Annotated in this window: 20 protein-coding genes and 1 tRNA gene; 8 read left to right on the forward strand and 13 right to left on the reverse strand. The window is 63.1% G+C overall.

From position 1 onward, the window contains the following. Positions 1-6: 6 nt before the first annotated feature. The 4 genes from AC097R_RS17475 to AC097R_RS17490 are packed head-to-tail and all read left to right on the forward strand — an operon-like array spanning position 7 to position 3,942. Complete coding sequence (locus AC097R_RS17475; protein WP_479599464.1) at positions 7-1,107, forward strand: FecR family protein; 1,101 nt, start codon at positions 7-9, stop codon at positions 1,105-1,107. 21 nt (positions 1,108-1,128) lie between these two features. Continuing rightward, on the forward strand, positions 1,129-1,971 hold the full coding sequence (locus AC097R_RS17480; protein ID WP_479599465.1) for a FecR family protein: 843 nt from the start codon (positions 1,129-1,131) through the stop codon (positions 1,969-1,971). A gap of 54 nt (positions 1,972-2,025) precedes the next feature. Continuing rightward, positions 2,026-3,237, forward strand: coding sequence for an MFS transporter (locus AC097R_RS17485; RefSeq protein ID WP_479599466.1), 1,212 nt, complete (start codon positions 2,026-2,028; stop codon positions 3,235-3,237). Next, positions 3,238-3,942 (forward strand): type 1 glutamine amidotransferase, encoded by a 705-nt coding sequence (locus tag AC097R_RS17490; protein ID WP_479599467.1) that lies wholly within the window; start codon positions 3,238-3,240, stop codon positions 3,940-3,942. A 15-nt stretch (positions 3,943-3,957) separates the two neighbouring features. Here the strand turns inward: AC097R_RS17490 and AC097R_RS17495 are convergent, their stop codons facing one another. The 6 genes from AC097R_RS17495 to AC097R_RS17520 all read right to left on the reverse strand — a co-directional run bounded on the left by AC097R_RS17495 (position 3,958) and on the right by AC097R_RS17520 (position 9,265). Then, the gene (locus tag AC097R_RS17495) at positions 3,958-4,641 is read right to left on the reverse strand and encodes a CBS domain-containing protein (protein ID WP_479599468.1); all 684 of its coding nucleotides are present in this window, start codon (positions 4,639-4,641) and stop codon (positions 3,958-3,960) included. Positions 4,642-4,678: 37 nt separating this feature from the next. Beyond that, positions 4,679-5,920 (reverse strand): radical SAM family heme chaperone HemW, encoded by a 1,242-nt coding sequence (gene hemW / locus AC097R_RS17500; protein WP_479599469.1) that lies wholly within the window; start codon positions 5,918-5,920, stop codon positions 4,679-4,681. 6 nt (positions 5,921-5,926) lie between these two features. Then, complete coding sequence (rdgB, locus tag AC097R_RS17505) at positions 5,927-6,532, reverse strand: RdgB/HAM1 family non-canonical purine NTP pyrophosphatase (RefSeq protein WP_479599470.1); 606 nt, start codon at positions 6,530-6,532, stop codon at positions 5,927-5,929. A gap of 43 nt (positions 6,533-6,575) precedes the next feature. Further along, a complete protein-coding gene (gene rph / locus AC097R_RS17510) occupies positions 6,576-7,253 on the reverse strand; it encodes a ribonuclease PH (protein WP_479599568.1) in 678 nt (225 codons plus the stop codon). Between the two features lie 90 nt (positions 7,254-7,343). Continuing rightward, positions 7,344-8,261 carry a PP2C family protein-serine/threonine phosphatase gene (locus AC097R_RS17515; RefSeq protein ID WP_479599471.1) on the reverse strand — a complete coding sequence of 306 codons (918 nt, stop codon included), beginning with the start codon at positions 8,259-8,261 and terminating at the stop codon, positions 7,344-7,346. Beyond that, positions 8,258-9,265 (reverse strand): serine/threonine protein kinase, encoded by a 1,008-nt coding sequence (locus tag AC097R_RS17520; RefSeq protein WP_310345464.1) that lies wholly within the window; start codon positions 9,263-9,265, stop codon positions 8,258-8,260. The genes AC097R_RS17515 and AC097R_RS17520 overlap by 4 nt, the downstream gene beginning before the upstream one ends. Positions 9,266-9,344: 79 nt before the next feature. On the opposite strand from AC097R_RS17520, the gene AC097R_RS17525 reads away from it, so the two are divergent. From AC097R_RS17525 to AC097R_RS17540, 4 genes are all read left to right on the forward strand, one after another. Then, positions 9,345-10,262 carry a YicC/YloC family endoribonuclease gene (locus tag AC097R_RS17525; protein WP_479599472.1) on the forward strand — a complete coding sequence of 306 codons (918 nt, stop codon included), beginning with the start codon at positions 9,345-9,347 and terminating at the stop codon, positions 10,260-10,262. 36 nt (positions 10,263-10,298) lie between these two features. Beyond that, on the forward strand, positions 10,299-10,919 hold the full coding sequence (gmk, locus tag AC097R_RS17530) for a guanylate kinase (protein ID WP_479599473.1): 621 nt from the start codon (positions 10,299-10,301) through the stop codon (positions 10,917-10,919). A gap of 17 nt (positions 10,920-10,936) precedes the next feature. After that, positions 10,937-11,140, forward strand: coding sequence for a DNA-directed RNA polymerase subunit omega (gene rpoZ, locus AC097R_RS17535; RefSeq protein ID WP_477885290.1), 204 nt, complete (start codon positions 10,937-10,939; stop codon positions 11,138-11,140). 87 nt (positions 11,141-11,227) lie between these two features. Beyond that, complete coding sequence (locus tag AC097R_RS17540; protein ID WP_479599474.1) at positions 11,228-13,468, forward strand: RelA/SpoT family protein; 2,241 nt, start codon at positions 11,228-11,230, stop codon at positions 13,466-13,468. Here the strand turns inward: AC097R_RS17540 and greB are convergent. The 7 genes from greB to AC097R_RS17575 form a co-directional block, all read right to left on the reverse strand. Beyond that, the gene (gene greB / locus AC097R_RS17545; protein WP_479599475.1) at positions 13,465-14,028 is read right to left on the reverse strand and encodes a transcription elongation factor GreB; all 564 of its coding nucleotides are present in this window, start codon (positions 14,026-14,028) and stop codon (positions 13,465-13,467) included. The genes AC097R_RS17540 and greB overlap by 4 nt on opposite strands. An 87-nt stretch (positions 14,029-14,115) precedes the next feature. Beyond that, positions 14,116-14,937: a diguanylate cyclase domain-containing protein gene (locus tag AC097R_RS17550; RefSeq protein ID WP_479599476.1), complete on the reverse strand. Its 822-nt coding sequence runs from the start codon at positions 14,935-14,937 to the stop codon at positions 14,116-14,118. Between the two features lie 145 nt (positions 14,938-15,082). Next, a tRNA-Arg gene (locus tag AC097R_RS17555) sits at positions 15,083-15,159 on the reverse strand. A 98-nt stretch (positions 15,160-15,257) separates the two neighbouring features. Continuing rightward, positions 15,258-16,136, reverse strand: a complete 879-nt coding sequence (locus tag AC097R_RS17560; protein ID WP_479599477.1) for a beta-keto acid cleavage family enzyme — start codon at positions 16,134-16,136, stop codon at positions 15,258-15,260. Further along, a complete protein-coding gene (locus tag AC097R_RS17565) occupies positions 16,133-18,091 on the reverse strand; it encodes an acetyl/propionyl/methylcrotonyl-CoA carboxylase subunit alpha (protein WP_479599478.1) in 1,959 nt (652 codons plus the stop codon). The genes AC097R_RS17560 and AC097R_RS17565 overlap by 4 nt, the downstream gene beginning before the upstream one ends. Beyond that, positions 18,088-18,927, reverse strand: coding sequence for an enoyl-CoA hydratase/isomerase family protein (locus AC097R_RS17570; protein WP_479599479.1), 840 nt, complete (start codon positions 18,925-18,927; stop codon positions 18,088-18,090). The genes AC097R_RS17565 and AC097R_RS17570 overlap by 4 nt, the downstream gene beginning before the upstream one ends. Positions 18,928-18,942: 15 nt before the next feature. Continuing rightward, a complete protein-coding gene (locus AC097R_RS17575; protein WP_479599480.1) occupies positions 18,943-19,146 on the reverse strand; it encodes a hypothetical protein in 204 nt (67 codons plus the stop codon). Positions 19,147-19,201 lie beyond the last annotated feature (55 nt).

Raw genomic sequence — 19,201 nt, forward strand, 5'->3', positions numbered from 1 at the left:
GTGGGCATGACGTTTTCTTTGCAACAGAGCCCCGCTACCACTGCGCTGCGCGCTATGGCGTTCGTGGCTCTGTGCCTGGGCTTGGCCCCCACGGCAATGGCACAGGTCAGTGCAGCCAAGGTCATGGCGGTCACCGGAACTGTGAAAGCCATTGATCCACAAGGGCAAGAGCGGGTGTTGGAAAAGGGCGCCGACGTGAAGTCGGGCGACAAGATCGTGACGGCGGAAGGCGCACTGGTGCAAATTCGCTTGAACGACGGCGGCTACATGTCCATACGATCTGGCACCGAGATGGTCATTGACCGTTTTGCTTACGACGACAAGGACCCCGCCAACTCCAACTTTTTAGTGTCACTGGTGCGTGGCGGTTTTCGCTCCATCACCGGACTGATTGGCCGCACCAACCCTGCGGCCTACCAAATCCGCACCACCACGGCGACGCTGGGCATTCGGGGTACGGACCACGAGCCCATGGTGATTCCCCAGGGGCCCTCGCCCTTTTCTGCGTTGGGCGCCCCCGGCATCTACGACAAGGTCAACGATGGCGAAACCTTCATCCGCAACCAGGGCGGCTTGCTCGCGCTGAAGCGGGGGGAGATTGGCTTTGCAGGCATGCTGCCCGAACGTCCCCCACAAATGCTGCAAAAGATTCCAGATTTCTACAAGGTGGAACTGAAGACTGACTCTCGCGACCCCAAGGACAACAGCAGCGACAACGGCGAGAAGAAAACCATCGCACCCGGAGCGCTGCTGCGCCCCTCCCTGGCAGCACGCCGGGACGTGCTCAAACCCCTCGGTACCGTGCTCACCACGCCGGTGGTCAACGAGCCCAGTGCTCTGCGAACCACTGTGATTGACCCCGCACCTCTGGTTACGGACCGCATAGTGGCCCCCACGACCACCACACTACTACCCATCACCACCGTGGTGAAAGAGCCTGTGTTGACCACCACCGTAACCCCACTGCTGACAGTGCCTACGACAACGCTGATCGCCCCGGTAACCACGGTCACGCCCATAGCACCCGTCGTGGCGCCCACGACCACCACGATCAATACCACCGTTCTGCCTCGCACTACGCTCAACACCACCATCTTGCAGAAATAGCCTGCTGACAAGGAGCCCGCCGTGACCACTTCCATGCGCCCCCCGATGTACCTAACCGTGCTGGGCCTGATGGCCTGCACCAGTGCCTGGGCCGCACCTGCGGCGACGCTGCTGTTTACCCAACCCGGCAGCCAGATCGTGGACGGCAACGGTGTCACCCGACCTGCCCAGCGCGGCGATGTGCTGCAGGTAGGTGAGCGCGTGCTTACACCCGACGGCGCCATCACCCAGTTGCTGCTGCCCGATGGCAGCATCATCGGCATGCGTCCCGGCTCCGAATTGAAGTTCGACCCACCCGCCCCGGGTGCGGACCCGGCGCCACTGGTGTCGCTGGTACGGGGTGCAGTACGGGTCATCGGCTCTGAACTCATGGACCCCAAACGGCCCTCCACCTTCACCCTGCAGTCCGGCCTGGCCACTCTCAAGCTCAAGGGCGCAGATCTGGAGTCCCGCATCGTCAACGAGAAGACCCCAGACGCAACCGATCCCGGCAGCTACAACCGCCTACTCATTGGCAGTGGCAGCATTGGCAAGGGCAGCTTGGTCGAACCACTGGCAACACGGCAAGTGAGCTTTGTGGGTCCCACCAATCCAGCACCCTTGACCATCACCTCGGTAGCCCCCAGCCTATTCACTGGCAGCAGAACCGTGCTGCCTCTGGTCACGCCACCGCCCAGTGGCGACCTCAGGACCGGCGCCACTGCACCGCCCACCAACGTGGGCAGCAACACGTTCATCACCAAAGCACCCATTGTGGTAACACCCCCACCACCGATCACGCCGCCGCGCGTGGTCCAGCCCATCATCGTGTCGCCGCCACCCAAGTTACCCGTGGTGTCCTGCAGAATCCTCAGGACCTGCTGAACTACTAGGCGCCGCCCAGCGCCCTGAATCGACCCCGGGGATAATTGGGCACCCATGCCCCATCCCCCCAAACTCTCCCAACAAAGCGCTTTTATCCGCTACTGGCTGGCCCGGTTGGCTGGCATCATGGGCAACCAAATGCTCATGGTCGCCGTGGCCTGGCACATGTATGACCTGACCTCCAGCCCCTGGGATTTGGGTTTGGTCGGTCTCTTCCAGTTCGTTCCCGCCCTGGTCATGACCTTGCCCGCCGGCCACCTGGCAGACCGGCTGCACCGGGGCCGCATTTTTGCGGCCTGCATGTTGGTGCAGGCGCTGGTGGGCGCCACGCTGGTCAGCGCCACCGCGGGACACTTTGCGTCGCGTGAGTTGATCCTCGGCATCTCGGTGGTGCTGGGCCTGACCCGCGCATTCCAGATGCCAGCACAGCAGGCCCTGGTGCCGCTGCTGGTACCGCCCAGCTTGCTCGCGCAGGCCGTGGCACTCAGCTCCACGGGCATGGAGATCGCCGTTATCAGCGGCCCGGCACTGGGTGGTCTGCTCTATGTCACTGGCGCCATCAACGTCTACATCTGCTGCACCGTGCTCATGCTCACCGCCGGACTGCTGATTCTGGCCGTGCGCTACGAACACCGTCCCTCGCACTTGGCGGCCACCTGGGCCTCGCTGTTTGCGGGCGTGGCTTTTGTTTGGCAGCGCAAGCTGATTCTGGGCGCCACCTCGCTGGATTTGTGTGCCGTGCTGCTGGGCGGTGCCACCGCGCTGCTGCCCATTTATGCGCGCGATATTTTGCACACCGGCCCCGTGGGCCTGGGTCTGCTGCGCGGTGCGCCCGCCGTGGGCGCGTTGCTGATGTCACTGGCCGTGGCGCGCTGGCCGCTGCGCCGCTACGTGGGCAAGCGGCTGTTGATTGCGGTGGGCATCTTTGGCTTGGCCACCGTGGTCTTTGGGCTGTCACAGTACTTCTGGCTGTCGCTCGTGGCGCTGGCCGTCACTGGGGCGGCCGACTGCATCAGCGTGGTCACGCGCAGCACGCTGGTGCAACTGGAAACCCCCGACGAGATGCGTGGCCGCGTCTCGGCGGTCAATTCGATTTTCATTGGCGCATCCAACCAGTTGGGCGAGTTTGAATCGGGTGCCACGGCCGCCCTGTTCGGGCCCATGGGCTCGGTGGTGGTGGGCGGTGTGGGTACGGTGCTGGTGGCGGGCTTGTGGTTCAAGCTGTTCCCCGCACTGGCCCACCGCGACCGTATGGAAAAGGACTGAATGCAGCCGGTTGCCATCGTCCAGCACCTGGCCGATGACGGGCCGGCGTTCTTTGCCACCTGGCTGCAGACCCAGCGCATTCCCTTCACACTGCACCGCATGCACCTGGGCGAGGCCCTGCCCACGGACATCTTGGCCTGCGCGGGCCTGTGCATTTTGGGCGGCGCCATGAGTGCCAATGACCCCCTGCCCTATTACCCGCGCCTGCTACAGCAAATTCGCGAGGCCATGGCCGCCGGCATTCCCGTCATCGGCCACTGCCTGGGCGGCCAACTCATGAGCCGCGCGCTGGGTGGCACGGTGCAGGCGGCTGAGCACACCGAGATTGGCTGGACCGACCTGAAACTCACACATCCCGACGGCGCAGCATGGACAGGAATGCACGCACCGCTGCGCCAGTTCCAGTGGCACAGCGAATCCTTCAGCATCCCTGCTGGCGCCACGCTTTTGCTGCGTGGCACCTGGTGCACCAACCAAGCCTTTGTGGTCAACGACAGGCACCTGGGCATGCAATTTCACTGCGAGGTTGACGAGGCCAAATTGCTGGAATGGTTGCGCGATGGTGATCAGCTTATGCGCAGTAGCCCGGGGCCCGCTGTGCAAACGCCTGAAACGATTTTGCGCACGCTGCAGCAGGATCTGGCGCATAGCCAAGCGATAGCCAGCAGCCTCTACACGCGCTGGGCGCAAGGACTGGGCCGCTGAGTCAGCGCGCCGGGCTCAGGTCCACAGGTCCAGCGGCGGATCGGCCACCACGGCGCGCAAGATGTCAGAGCGCGACACAAACCCGGTCACCATGCCCTGCTCATCCACCACGGGCAGGCCGGGCAAGCCGGTGTCCAGCAGCACGCGCGCCACACGGCGGATATCGGTGTCCTCGGTCACGCTGGGCACGGGGGTCCACATCAGGTCCACCACGCTTTGCGCCAGCAGGGCACGCCAGACCAGCGGGTGGCTATCGGCTTTGGGCAGGCGGTCCGGGCGCATCAGCTCCGCACGCGACAGCAGCCCCACCAGCACGCCGGTCGCCGAGACCACGGGGGCCTGGCCAATGCCGTGCTGGCCCAGCAGGCCCCAGGCCTGCTCCACGTTGAAACTGTCCGGCACGGTGAGCACCTTGGCACTCATGATGGCGTCCACCCGGGTCAGTGGCTGGCGGGGAAGCTCGGGCTTGCGCACGTCCTCGTAGGCGGCCAGTGCGGTGCGGTGGGCCAGGTCAGTGGGTGGGTCTGCAGGCGGCGCGGCGAGCAAGTCGCCAAAGTGCGAGGAGCCGTGGTCCTGTGCATCCTGGTCAATCGGGGCGACGCTGCGTGTGCGTGCCAAACCGGTGGTGGCGCCCACGCGGCGCAGTTCTTCCAGCGTGCCGCGAAATACGCGTCCTGCGGTTCCGTAAACCGAAAACATGGCGTCCCCTTCTGGTCAGGGCCTGCCCGCAGCCCCTTCAGTCCGGATTGGACAGGAAAAGCTCCTGCAAGTCACTCAAAAAGTCAAAGCCGCGCACCGTGGGCCGCACGCGTGCAAAGTCACGCTCGATCAAGCCCTTGCGTTCGGCCTCCTGCAGGCCGGCCTCGATGGCGGTGATGGCCAGGCCGGTGCGCTCAGTAAAGTCACGCAAGCCAAAACCGTTGCGCAAGCGCAGCGCGTTCAGCATGTACTCAAACGGCAGGTCGGCACGTGCCACCTCGTCGTCCTGCGCCAGCGCTTGCCCAGCCAGCGCCTGTTGCATATAGCGCGTCGGGTCACGAAACCGCACTTGGCGTACCACGCGGTGCGCAAAGCTCAGCTTGCTGTGCGCACCTGCGCCTATGCCCAGGTAATCACCAAACTGCCAGTAGTTGAGGTTGTGAAAACAGCGGTGCGCGGGCTTGGCATAGGCCGACACCTCGTAGCGCTCCAGCCCTGCCACGCCCGTCAGCTCGGTAATGCGGTCCAGCATGGCGTAGGCCGTGTCGTCCCCGGGAATCTGCGGCGGGAACTTGGCGAAGTAGGTGTTGGGCTCAATGGTCAGGTGGTAGATGGAGATGTGCGGCGGCGCGAACTGCAACGCCAGTTGCACGTCCGCCTCCAACTGCTCCATGGTCTGCCCCGGCAGCGCGTACATGATGTCCAGGTTGAAGGTGTCAAACGACTGCGCGGCCTCTTCCACCGCGGCCAGCGCTTGCGCACGGTCGTGCACGCGGCCCAGCGCCTTCAGGTGGTCGTCATTGAAACTCTGCACGCCAATCGACAGGCGCGTGACGCCCGCGCCGCGGAAGGCCTTGAACCGGTCCTTCTCGAACGTGCCGGGGTTGGCCTCCATGGTGATTTCGCAGTTCGCCTCCAACCGCAGGCGCGCGCGGATATCGGCCAGCAGGCGGTCGATGGACTGCGGTGAAAACAGGCTGGGCGTGCCGCCACCAATGAAGATGCTGTGCACCGTGCGGCCCCAAATCAACGGAAGCGCTGCCTCCAGGTCGGCAATCACGGCGTCAATGTAGCGCTGCTCCTGCAGGCCCTGCGCACTTTGCTCGTGCGAATTGAAGTCGCAGTACGGGCATTTCTTCAGGCACCAGGGCAGGTGTACGTACAAGGATAGCGGCGGCAGTGCCGGTAGCTGCAAGGTTCCGGGCCGCATGTAGTGCTGGATGTCGCGTTGCACCGCGGCCTCTGTCGCACCTTCACTAACCGGTGTGATCGGAATCATGGTCTCTCAGCCACCCAGCCAGTTGCTGCGAATCAGCGCCGCCATGGCCTGCGCGGCGCGGCCGCGGTGGCTGTGGGCGTTTTTTACCTCCACCGGCAGTTGGGCAAAGGTCTGTCCAAATTCGGGGATCCACATCACGGGGTCAAAGCCAAAGCCATTGCTACCCAGGCGCTCACGCGCCACCTCACCCACCACACGGCCCACGGCGATCAGCGGCTCCGGGTCTTCAGGCGAGCGCACCGCCACCAGCGTGCTGACCATGGCCGCGCGGCGGTTCTCAATGCCCTGCATCTGCTCCAGCAGCGCGGTGACGTTATTGTCGTCACCCTTGGCATAGCCATGCTGGGTGGCGTAGTAGGCCGTGTCCACGCCGGGCAAGCCACCGAAGGCGTCTATGCACAGGCCAGCATCATCAGCCAGCGCAGGCAAGCCCGTGTGCTGCGCCGCATTGCGCGCCTTGGTCAGCGCGTTTTCCACGAAGGTGCGGTACGGCTCGGGTGCCTCGGGTACACCCAGGTCACCCTGGCGCACCAGCGTGCAGCCCAGCGCGCCAAACATGGCCTGCAATTCCGCCAGCTTGCCCTGGTTGTTGGATGCGAGAACAATTTTCATAAAAATCCGGCTCTAGCCCCCGTATTTATTGCGCGAGCAGCTATTAATTTGATAGTGCCGCCTTCTGCAGCGCCATCAACTCGATGACGCCTTTCTCGGCCAGACCCAGCAGCTGGTCCATCTCCGCGCGCGTGAACGCCACGCCTTCGGCCGTACCCTGCACTTCCACAAAATGGCCGGCGCCGGTCATCACCACGTTCATGTCGGTGTCGCAGGCGGAATCTTCGGTGTATTCCAGATCCAGCAGCGGCGTGCCCTGCACCAGCCCGACGCTGATCGCAGCCACGGCGGCGGTGATCGGTGTCTCCGCAATTTTGCCGGCCTTGAGCAGCCCGTTCACCGCGTCTTGCGCCGCCACAAAGGCGCCGGTAATGGCGGCGGTGCGCGTGCCCCCGTCGGCCTGGATCACATCGCAGTCCAGCTGGATGGTGCGCTCGCCCAACTTCTTCAAATCAAAAATCGCGCGCAGCGAGCGACCAATGAGACGCTGGATCTCCTGTGTGCGGCCACTTTGTTTGCCTTTGGCAGCTTCGCGGTCGTTGCGGCTGTGGGTGGCGCGCGGCAACATGCCGTATTCGGCCGTCACCCAACCCTCACCGCTGCCACGCTTGTGCGGCGGCACGCGCTCTTCGACGGATGCCGTACACAGGACCTTGGTGTTTCCAAACTCAATGAGCACGGCACCCTCAGCGTGCATGGTGTAGTGGCGGGTGATGCGCACCGGGCGCAATGCATTGGCGGCGCGCGCACCGCTGCGAACGAAATCAGTCATGGCAGTCCTTCAGGAAATGGCAGTGCCGCAGCGCAGCACTCAAGCCTTGCGTGCAGCGGAGCGGCGAATCGCCTCGTTGATCTCGGCAATCGAGCGTTCGATGGCCGCATCGTCCAGGTCGTCGACATCGGAATCCAGCCAGCCGGCCTGCACCGTGGAGGCAAATACGCCTTCCTCAATGTTGTCGGTGGAAATGCTGCCGCGGGTGGATTCAAAGCTGTCCGGCGTTTCCCACTCCATCGCGATCAGCGTCACGTTGTCGCAGTGCGGCCCGCCATTGGCCAGCGCCATCTCCACCAGATCGGGGGCAGCCACTGGCACCGGTTTCTGCGCCATCTGGTAGACGATGTTGGAATCATCTACCGTGCCCCACAAACCGTCGGAGCACAGCATCATGCGGTCCCCCTGCTGCAGCGGTACCGGGCCGGTGATGTCGAACACCGGTTTGGTCGGCGAACCCAGACAGGTGTAAAGCACATTGCGGTTGAACACGGCGGCGGCAGACGCCAGAGGACGATCCTCGCCATCGCGCTGTTCCATATACGAATGGTCCCGCGTGCGGGCCAGTAGTTCGCCCTGGCGCACAAAGTACAAGCGCGAATCACCGCAGTGCACCCAGTGCGCAGAGCCGTGTTGCACCACGGCGGCCACCAGCGTGGTGCGCGGGGTGTCGGCCAGGTGTTTCTCTGCGGCATAGCGCAGAATTTGCCGGTGCGCGGCCATCACCGCACGGTGAAAGAATGCATTCACGTCTTCAATCTCGGGCGAGGCCTCTTTTTGGTACAGCGCAGAGATCACTTGCAGCGCCATCTGCGCTGCCACTTCGCCCTCGGGGTGCCCACCCATGCCATCGGCCAGCAAAAACAGGCCGGACGACTTGGTATAGCAGTACCCCATGCGGTCTTCGTTTTTCTCGCGGCCGCCCTTACGGCTGATCTGGAAGACGGAGAATTTCATTTGGGTTTGCCCGACGCAGCCACAGCGCCCTGCACTGTCTTTTTGGTGTCGGCCACCATGGAGTCAAACTGCATGCGCACTTTCTCGCCCACGGTGAGCTTGGTGTAACGGCGTTCGCCCTCGCGGGACAGTTCCTTCTGCAAGGCGAACACGGATTGCGGACGCGACAGCGGATCCAGCGACATGCACCACTCCACCACCTCAATCAGGTTGTCGGAGTACACGCCGCGCAGGCGTGCCAGCGCGGTGGTGATGCGGTCTTTTTCCAGGCGCTGCGGCGCTTCGTTGGGCGGGTAGCCCTGCATGCAGGCGTAGATGCAGGCGCCAATCGCGTAAATATCGGTCCACGGGCCCATGGACGCATCGCGGCGGTACATCTCGGGCGCAGCAAAACCGGGCGTGTACATGGGACGGATGAAGTTGCCTTCTTTGCTCAGCACTTCGCGGGCGGCGCCAAAGTCGATCAGCACCGAGCGGTTGTCGTCAGTAATGAAGATGTTGGCGGGCTTGATGTCCAGGTGCAGCATCTTGTGCTGGTGCACGATGCGCAGCCCGCGCAGGATTTCGTCGAACAGCGAGCGGATGGTGGACTCGCGGAACACCTTGCTCTTCTTCAGGTCGCGCGCAGTAACGATGAAGTCCTGCAGGGCAGCGCCCTCCAGGTAGTTCATCACCATATAAACAGTTTCGTTTTCGCGGAAGAAGTTGAGCACGCTCACCACCGAGGGGTGGGAGATCTGGGCCAACGAGCGGCCTTCTTCAAAGAAGCTTTTCAAGCCCAGGCGGTACAGCGAAAGTTTTTCGGGTTGCACCTGGGGCAGCAGCTCGCCCGGTGCGCGGCTGGCCAAAGACGACGGCAGGTATTCCTTGACGGCGACCTGCTGGCCTTCCGAATCGAGCGCCAAGTACACCAGCCCAAATCCCCCGGCGGCAACCTTGCGAATGATGCGATAGCCGCCAATGATGGTTTCGGGGGGAAGGGGGGCTGGCTTGACCTTTGACATAAATTGCGGGGTATGGGCTCGTCGGTTGCGTGTGAACCGGGTTATTCTCGGGGCCGTTTCAACGCAGCGAGAACCCGTGATGCCAGTTTACAGCATGACTGGCTATGCCAGTGCCCAGCACAGCACAGCCACCAGCGCCTCGGAAGGCGAGCCCAAAAACCAGCCCATCACCCAGCTCGGGCTGGAGATCCGCTCGGTCAATAGCCGCTTTCTGGACCTCACGTTTCGCCTGCCCGAGGACCTGCGCCAGTTCGAGCCCGCCCTGCGTGAGCTGCTGGGCGCCAAGCTCAAGCGCGGCAAGATTGAGGTGCGCGCCTCCGTGGAAACCACCAGCGCCAGCAACATCCCCGATCCCACGCCCAAGCTGCTGCAGCGCCTGAATGCCGCGCAAGACAGCATCCGCGCCTGGCTGCCCAACGCCAACCCGCTGAGCGTGGCCGACGTGATTCGCCTGGCCGCCGCCGAGCAGGGCAGCCAGCGCGACTGGAGCGCCGACGTGATGCCGCTGGCTGAAAAGACGCTGAAGGAACTGCTGACCGCACGCCAGCGCGAAGGCGCACGCCTGGCCACGATGCTGCTGGGCCACATTGGCCAGCTGCGTACCCTGGCCGAACAGGCCGGCCCGCTGGTGCCCAAACTGGTGGAACAGCAGCGCAACCGCTTCATGGAGCGCTGGAAAGAGGCCATGGCCCTGACAGACGGCGCCACTCTGCCCGAAGCCGCACAAGACCGTGCCCTGACCGAAGCCACCGCCTTTGCCATCCGGATCGACGTGGCCGAGGAAATCACCCGCGTGAACTCCCACCTGGACGAGCTGGAACGCCTGATCAAAAAAGGCGGCGAGATCGGCAAACGGCTGGACTTTTTGATCCAGGAGCTGCACCGCGAGGCCAACACCATGGGCTCCAAATCGGCGGCGCTGGAGCTCACCCACATCTCGGTGGACATGAAGGTGTTGATCGAGCAAATGCGCGAGCAGGTTCAGAACTTAGAATAAGGCGACTTCAGCCACCGCCCAACGGAGCCAATGTCAATGGACTACCCCGGAAACCTTTTTGTCGTCGCAGCCCCCAGTGGGGCGGGTAAGTCCAGCCTGTGCAAGGCACTGCTGGAGCTGGATTCGCGGCTGCAGCCTTCGGTCTCTCACACCACGCGCCCCCCGCGCGGTCAGGAAAAGCATGGCCGGGAGTACTTCTTCGTCTCCCAGCAAGAATTCGATGCCATGGTGGCCGGCGACGCCTTTGTGGAATGGGCCCATGTGCACAGCCAGCGTTATGGCACCTCCAAGAAGGCCATCGAAGACCGCATGGCCCAGGGCGCAGACGTGATCCTGGAAATCGACTTCCAGGGTGCCGTGCAGATCAAGAACGTGTTCGCCAACGCCATCTGCATCTTCATCCTCCCCCCCAGCTGGGAAGAGCTGCGCTCGCGGCTGGAACGCCGTGGTGAAGACTCGGCCGAGGTCATCGAGATGCGCATGAAAAATGCCCAAATTGAGGTGGCCCAGGTCGCAAAATTCGACTTCGTTATAATCAACGAGTTATTCGACCGTGCGCTTTTTGACCTGAAAGCCATCGTCCACTCTCAGCGGCTCAAGATTTCGGCACAGCGCCGTGCCCGTGCCGAGACATTCCAAGCGCTGAACATCCTCTAGTTTTCCCGGAGATTTCCATGGCCCGCATCACTGTTGAAGACTGCCTCGTGCAGATCCCCAATCGCTTCCAATTGGTTCTGGCAGCCACCTACCGTGCGCGCATGCTCAGCCAAGGCCACACTGCCAAGATCGAAAGCAAGAACAAGCCTGGCGTGACTGCCCTGCGCGAAATCGCTGCTGGCAAGATCGGCATTGAGATGCTGAAAAAAGTGCCTCTCTGAGCTTTACCGCTTTCCAAAAAAGCACCGCTTGCGGTGCTTTTTTTCGTCTGTACAACGCCACTCTGATCCGCACGCTACATTTACGCCATGGGTAGCACTCCACATCTCACATCACCCGCCGCGGCAGCCAATGCAGTAGCCGCCAGTTTTGCCGGACTGACGGCCAAGCTGGACTACTTGAGCCCCAGCGACGTGGAACAGGTGCGCCTGGCCTACCGGTTTGCCGACGAGGCCCACCTGGGCCAGATGCGCAACAACGGCGAGCCCTACATCACCCACCCCATTGCCGTGGCCGCCCAGTGCGCCGAATGGAAGCTGGACGCCCAGGCCCTGATGTCGGCGCTGTTGCACGACGCCATCGAAGACTGTGGTGTCACCAAGACCGAGCTGATCGAGAAATTTGGCTCCCCCGTGGCCGAGCTGGTGGACGGCCTGACCAAGCTGGACAAGCTGCAGTTCAACACCCGCGAAGAAAACCAGGCCGAGTCCTTCCGCAAGATGCTGCTGGCCATGGCGCGCGATGTGCGCGTCATCCTGATCAAGCTGGCCGACCGTTCGCACAATATGCGCACGCTGTCGGACATGCCGCGCGCCAAGTGGGGGCGCATTGCCTCCGAAACGCTGGACATTTACGCCCCCATTGCCCACCGCCTGGGCCTGAACCAGACCTACCGCGAGCTGCAGGACCTGTCGTTCCGCCACCTGCGGCCCTGGCGCTATTCCATTTTGGCCAAGGCCGTGGCCAAGGCGCGCAGCCGTCGCCGTGACCTGATCCAGAAAGTGCAAAAGGAAGTCGAAGCGGTGTTTGCCACTGCCAACATGCCGGTGCGCATTGCGGGCCGCGAGAAGACGCTGTACTCCATCTACAAGAAGATGGACGACAAGCACCTGAGCTTTGCCCAGGTCACCGACATCTATGGCTTTCGGGTGCTGGTGCCCAATGTGACCGACTGCTACACGGCCCTGGGCCTGCTGCACCAGCTCTACAAGCCCGTGCCCGGCAAGTTCAAGGACCACATCGCCATTGCCAAGGTCAATGGCTACCAGTCGCTGCACACCACGTTGGTCGGGCCCGCTGGCATCAACGTCGAGTTCCAGATGCGTACCGAGGCCATGCATGTGGTGGCTGAATCGGGCGTGGCCGCCCACTGGCTGTACAAGGTCAACGACCCTGAAGATGCCTCCAATGACCGCTTAGGTACCAAGTGGCTACAGTCGCTACTGGATATCCAGGACGAGACGCGCGACGCGGCCGAGTTTTGGGACCACGTGAAGGTGGACCTGTTCCCTGACGCGGTTTATGTATTCACCCCCAAGAGCCAGATCATGGCGCTGCCGCGCGGCGCCACGGTGGTGGACTTTGCCTACGCCATCCATAGCAATGTCGGCGACCGCACCACGGCCGCGCGCATCAATGGTGAGCAAGTGCCCCTGCGCACGGAGCTGAAAAATGGCGATGTGGTGGAAGTGGTCACCGCCCCGGTGTCCACGCCCAACCCGGCCTGGCTGGGTTTTGTGCGCACCGGTCGTGCCCGCTCCAAGATCCGCCACCACCTCAAAACCATGGCGCAGACCGAATCCGAGAGCTTGGGCAGCAAGTTGCTGACCCAGGCCCTGCGCGCCGAGGGCATTGAGGGCTTTCCTGATGACGACCCCAGCTACAGCGCACTATGGGACAAGCTGTTGCGCTTTACCGGCAACAAGACGCGCGAGGAACTGCTGACCGATATCGGCCTGGGCAAGCGCATTGCCAACATCGTGGCCAAGCGCTTGGTAACACTGCTAGCCGACACCGGCGAGCGCCCCGATGCGTTGCTGCTCACGCGCGAGCGCTTCACGGCGCACGAATCCACGTCGCTGGGCTCTATCACGCTGGACGGCAGCGAAAACGCCTCGGTGCAATTTGCGCCCTGTTGCCGCCCCATCCCAGGTGACGCCATCGTCGGCTATCTGGGCCGTGGCGAAGGCCTGGTGGTGCACCGGGAAGAGTGTCAGGTGGCACGCAAGCTGCAGAACAAGGACAGCGAGCGCTTCATTGGCGTGGAATGGTCAGATGAACCGATTCGCCCGTTCGAAACCGGCGTGGTGGTGACCGTGAACAACGGCAAGGGTGTGCTGGCCAAGGTGGCCGCCGCCCTGGCCTCGGCCGAGGCCGACATCCTGCACATCGACATGGGACAGGACGGGGTACAGGATGCATCCGACCTGCGCTTTTTGGTGGCAGTGCGCGATACAGGCCATCTGGACACCGCACTGCGCAACCTGCGCCGCACGCCCTCGGTGCTGCGCGCAGAGCGCAGCAGCAACGCGACCACCAACAATAACTAGCTGCGTGGCGGTGCCGGGTAGTCCACCCGCAGCACCTCAATGTCACCCACGCGGTCAGGCATCACCAGCTTGAGCTCGTCGCCCACGCGGGCTTTCAGCAGGGTGCGGGCGATAGGGGAAATCCAGCTCACCTCGCCCTGTGCACTGTTGGCCTCGTCAATGCCCTTGATGGTCACCGTGCGCTCAACGTCCTGGTCGTCTACGTAGGTCACAGTGGCGCCAAAGAACACCTGGTCGTTGCCATGGTGCACCGTGGGATCTGTCACCTCGGCAATCTCCAGGCGCTTGGTGAGAAATCGGATACGGCGGTCTATCTCGCGCAGACGCTTTTTGCCGTAAAGGTAGTCACCATTTTCGGAACGGTCACCGTTGCTGGCGGCCCAGTGCACCACTTCCACGATCTTGGGGCGTTCGTTGTCGATCAGGTCGAGCAGCTCGTCGCGCAGTACGGCATAGCCTTGGGGGGTGATGTAGTTCTTGCCGCCCGACGGCAGCGCAGGCAGTTGCAGCTCATCGTCGTCAGTGCCCGTGTCAGACTCTTTGGTAAAGGCCTTGCTCATGATTCCGTTCAATGCAGTCCACGGCACTCCGCGGCTGGTTTCATTCTATCGACGACAGCCTGTGCGCCGGGGCGGATCCCTGCATTGTTACTTGGCGAAGGCGTAGCCCGTGCGGTCGCGTTTGGCCACGTACATCGCAGCGTCCGCCTCTTTGATGAGTGAATCCGCTGTCGCCCCGTTTCTGGGGAAGAGCGCAATACCAATGCTCAACAGCACGGTGATGTCACCGGTATCGAGTTGGCAGGGCAACTGAACCCGGTTGACGATCTTCTGGGCGAGGTTGGCCACGGTCTGCTCATCCGTCGCCCCCATCAACAGGTACAGAAATTCGTCGCCACCTAGGCGGCTGACGGTGTCGTCGTCCCGCGTATTTTCCTTGAGTCGCTCTGCGATGGTCTTCAGCACCATGTCGCCCACATCGTGTCCATAGGTGTCGTTAACTTGCTTGAAACCGTCCAGGTCCAGAAACATCACTGCCAGGGCCAAGTCATGCCGCCGCGCTTGCGCCAGACCGTGTTCCAGTCGGTCGTTGAATAGCGTGCGATTCGGCAAGCCGGTCAGAGAATCGTGCATTGCGGCGTAGCGCGCCACCTCTTCCTGCTGGGTGACGAGGGCCAGCTCCGCATCGATAGCCTTGCGCTCGTTGATCTCCCCCTCCAGTGCCTGGGTGACCAACGCCAACTTGTCGGACGCGTCTTGCACCTTTTCTTCCACGGCCTGGCTTTGCGCCAAGGCCTGCTTGACCTCTGGCGACTGCGCTTGCACGCTGGGCTGCCCCAGCACGGAATTGACGGTCGACAGCTCCACGGCACTTTGCTCAACCAGGGCTTGCACGTGCTCCGCCTGGCCCAAAACGCTGTGAAGAGACTCGCTGGGCGTGGGACCGGGGGGCGGAGAAATAGGGGTCATGCAGATTACCTAGATGGGACGTCCCCTCAGGGTAACAAGCACGGCAACGGTGGTCTGTGCGGTGGCGCACGCGGGCTTCACAGCATGTCTGCTGGTGGCAGAAACGAAAAAACCCTAGAACATTGCTGTTCTAGGGTTTCACGTTTGGTGCGGCTGGCAGGAATTGAACCCACGACCCCTTGGTTCGTAGCCAAGTACTCTATCCAACTGAGCTACAGCCGCTAAGCTTCGTATTCTAGCACGAAGTTTTTTGGGCTTTCTGGAAAACCCGTAGAAACTTTTTGCACACCCCCACTTCCCGGGGGCGTTAGCCCCCAAGTTTACGCGCTGCGCAGGCCCAGCAGGCTGCGCGCCTCCGCCGGGCTGGCGATGGCACGGCCCGCACGGTGGGCGCAGGCGGACAGTTCGGTGATGAGGGCACCATTGCCGGCAGCACGTTCACCATTAGGCAAGTAGAAGGTGTCCTCCAGACCGGTGCGCAGCATGCCGCCCAGGTCGGCCGTCTTCTGGTGCACGGGCCAGATCTCGGTGCGGCCGATCAGCGTGGTCTGCCAGACGCTGTCTGCCGCCATGTACTTGGGCAGCAGCGGCAGCAGCTCCGCGTCGCACGGCATACCGGAGGCCACGCCCATGACGAGGTTGTATTCGGCGCGGCCCATGGCGGGTTTGAGCATGCCGTTCTTCAGGTACATGGTGACCGAGCGAACGATGCCCACGTCAAAGCATTCGAATTCGGGGTGGGTGCCCGCCTCTTCCATCACATCCAGAAACTGCTGCACCTTGGCCACCGGGTTGTCGAACACCATGGGCGGCCAGGCCCAGGATCCATCTTCCTTGAGCTTGAGGTAGTTCAAGCTACCCGCGTTGCAGGCCGCAATCTCGGGCTTCACCCGGCGGATGCAGGCCAGCGGGCCGCTGATGTCCTTGCCCACCACGCCGGTGGTCAGGTTGATGATGACGCCGGGGCAGGCTGCTCGGATCGCGTTGACGATGCTTTCCGCCACATCGGGGTCCCAGGACGGCATGTGGCCCATGCCCTCCTCCTGGCTGCGCATGTGGATGTGCATGATGCTGGCGCCGGCGTTGAAGGCGTCCCGTGCCTCGGCGGCCATTTGTGCGGGCGTCACTGGCACGGGGTGCTGCTTGGGGTTGGTCAGCACGCCGGTCAGCGCGCAGGTCAGTATGGCTTTGTCCATCATGCGTCCTTTTTGATATCAAGTTCCACCAGCAGCGCGCCGGATTCCACCTGGTCACCCGCCCTGGCGTGCACAGCCTTCACCGTGCCTGCGCTCTCGGCGCAGAGCCACATTTCCATCTTCATGGCCTCCACACAGACGAGCTGCTGGCCGTCCTGCACCGCGTCGCCCGGTGCCACCAGCACCTGCGTGACCTTGCCGGCGACCGGGGAGCGGGCACGGCTCGCGTCCTTGAGGGCATCGGCATTCGGAAATGCGGACACCTCGGTGAACACATGGCTGTGGCCCGCGTGGGCAAGGTGCAAGTCAGCGCCGACAAACACCGCAATCGCGGTCTGTGCCACGCCATCGACTTCGAGTCGCAGCACGCCCTCGGCAAACTGCAAGACACGGGCTGTCGTGGTGTGACTATCCCAAGTAACTGCCACCGCACCATGGCGGTCCGGCAACACGCGCACCGCACGCACCGTGTCGCCGGCCTGCAGTTGGAAGCCATAGGCCGCAACGCTGTTGGCGCGCCAGCTGCTACCGTGTTGCATCGCCAAGGCCACGGCCGCCACGGTCCACGCCGCATCGCTGGCCACAGGCGCTTGCAAGAGCGGCTCACCCTGCTCCAGCCACTGGTCGATCAGGGTGGTCGTCATCTCGGCATTGCGGAAGGCCGGGTGGTCGACCAGATCACTCAGGAAGCGGCCGTTGTTCTTCAGGCCCAGCAAAGGCGTATTCGCCAGCGCAGCGCGCAGGCGGCGGATGGCATCGTCCCGGTCGCGGCCGTGCACGATGATTTTGGCGACCATGGGGTCGTAGAACGGCGAGACCACACTGCCCTGCCGAATACCGTCGTCCACGCGAACACCGCCGTGCAGAGCACGCTGCGGGTGCCACCAGGCCACGGTACCGGTCTGCGGCGCAAAGCCCGTGTACGGGTCTTCCACGTACAGGCGCGCCTCGATGGCGTGGCCGATGAGCGTGATGTCTTCCTGTTTGGCGGGCAGCACATCGCCCGCTGCTACCTGTAGCTGCCACTCCACCAAGTCATAGCCTGTGATGCATTCGGTCACCGGGTGCTCCACCTGCAAGCGGGTGTTCATCTCCAGAAAGTAGTGATTGAGCTTGTCATCGACGATGAATTCCACCGTACCCGCGCCGCGGTAGCCCACGGCCAGTGCCGCGGCTACGGCGTCCTGGCCCATGGCTGCGCGCATGGCGGGGCTGACCACGGGCGATGGCGCTTCTTCAATCACTTTTTGCCGGCGGCGCTGCGCCGTGCAATCGCGCTCGCCCAGGTAGACCGCGTTGCCATGCGCATCGGCAAACACCTGGATCTCGATATGGCGGCCGTTGTCGATGAGGCGTTCCAGCATCAAGGTGCCGTCGCCAAAGGCGCTGGTGGCTTCGCGGCGTGCGCCGTCGATGCCCTGCTGCAACTCGGCGTCGCTCGCTACCCGCCGCATGCCGCGTCCGCCACCACCGGCTACGGCCTTGACGAGTAACGGGTAGCCCAGCTTCTTGGCTTCTGCCGTCAAGGCTGCATCGCTCTGGTCCATACCCAGATAGCCGGGGGCGCAGGGCACGCCGGCTTCCAGCATGCACTTCTTGGCCAATGCCTTGTCGCCCATGGCGGTGATGGCGCTGGCGGGTGGGCCGATAAAGACCACACCTGCATCGGCGCAGGCTTGCGCAAAGGCCGCGTTTTCGCTGAGAAAGCCATAGCCCGGGTGCAGCGCATCGGCACCCGTCTTGCGCGCGGCGTCCAGAATCGCGTCGAACTTTAAATAGGACTGCGCAGCAGGAGAAGGGCCAATGTGCACAGCCTCATCGGCCAGCGCCACATGGGGCGCGTCGCGGTCCGCATCGCTGTAGACGGCCACCGTCTGGTAGCCCAGCTTGCGAGCGGTGCGAATGACGCGGCAAGCAATCTCGCCACGGTTGGCGATCAGAATTTTGGAAAAGCTCATGTCACGGCCCAAGTGGGTTTGCGTTTCTGGATGAAGGCGGTCATACCCTCTTGCCCCTCCGGGCCCTGGGCTGCGTGGGAAAAGATGGCGGCGGCTTCCAACACCAGATCGGTAGCAGCCGTAAAGCGCGCTTGGCGCATCAGCGCCTTGGTGGCAGCTAGTGCGCCGGGCGCGCAGGCCAGGATTTCGGCCAACGCCTTGTTCAGCGCGGTGGCGATGCCTTCGGTAGTCTTGGCCTCATGCACCAGCCCCACTGCGAGTGCGCCCGCTGCATCAAGCCTGCCGCCAGTAACAGCCAACCGCTTGGCTTGCGAATAGCCAAGCCGCTCCACCAGAAATGGGGCGATCTGCGCGGGCACCACGCCCAGCGAGGTTTCTGGCAGGCGGAAGACCGCGGTGTCGCTGGCAATCGCCACGTCAGCCACACAGGCCAGGCCAAAGCCGCCGCCCATGACCGTGCCTTCCAGCACCGCCACCACGGCCAGCGGTGTGTTGGCATAGGCTGCGCACAGGTGGCCAAAGGCGGCATTCACTTCGGCCATCGGGTCGGGCGCGCCCTCGGCACGTTGCAGGGCACGCATGCGCGCACCGGCCATGTCCTTCAAGTCGGCCCCGGCGCTGAAGTGCCCGCCCTCGCCGCGCAGCACGACCACGCGCACGGCGTCCGGCGTTCCCGCCGTAGCCTCTGCCGCGCGCAGCACCTGCTGCAGCTCGGCCACCATTTGCAGCGACATGGCGTTGCGTGCCTCTGGGCGATTCAGGTAAATATGCAGGCTAGCCCCCGTGGACACTGCGCGAACAGCTCCTAATTGCATAGCATCGATGATGTGCTGCATGGTGTGTCTCTGGCCTCAAGCCTTGCCGGGCAGCGTGCCTTCAGGCTTGCCACGCGAATATATGTTTAATGGACACACCGATTTACCTTTGAAATCAACGATATCAGTATTTTTTATATGTCCATATTTCCATAGCATCGGATGGACTGAAACACTATCGGCTGTCCATTTTTGCGCCACTTCCGCCCCTTCTTGAATGAATTGATGTGACTTTTCCATCCGTCAGCGCAGCCTCTTTCTTGGCCCACTCCTGCCGTTCGTCCCACAGTTGTTT

The organism is Rhodoferax sp. ZS1R25 (assembly GCF_056521335.1).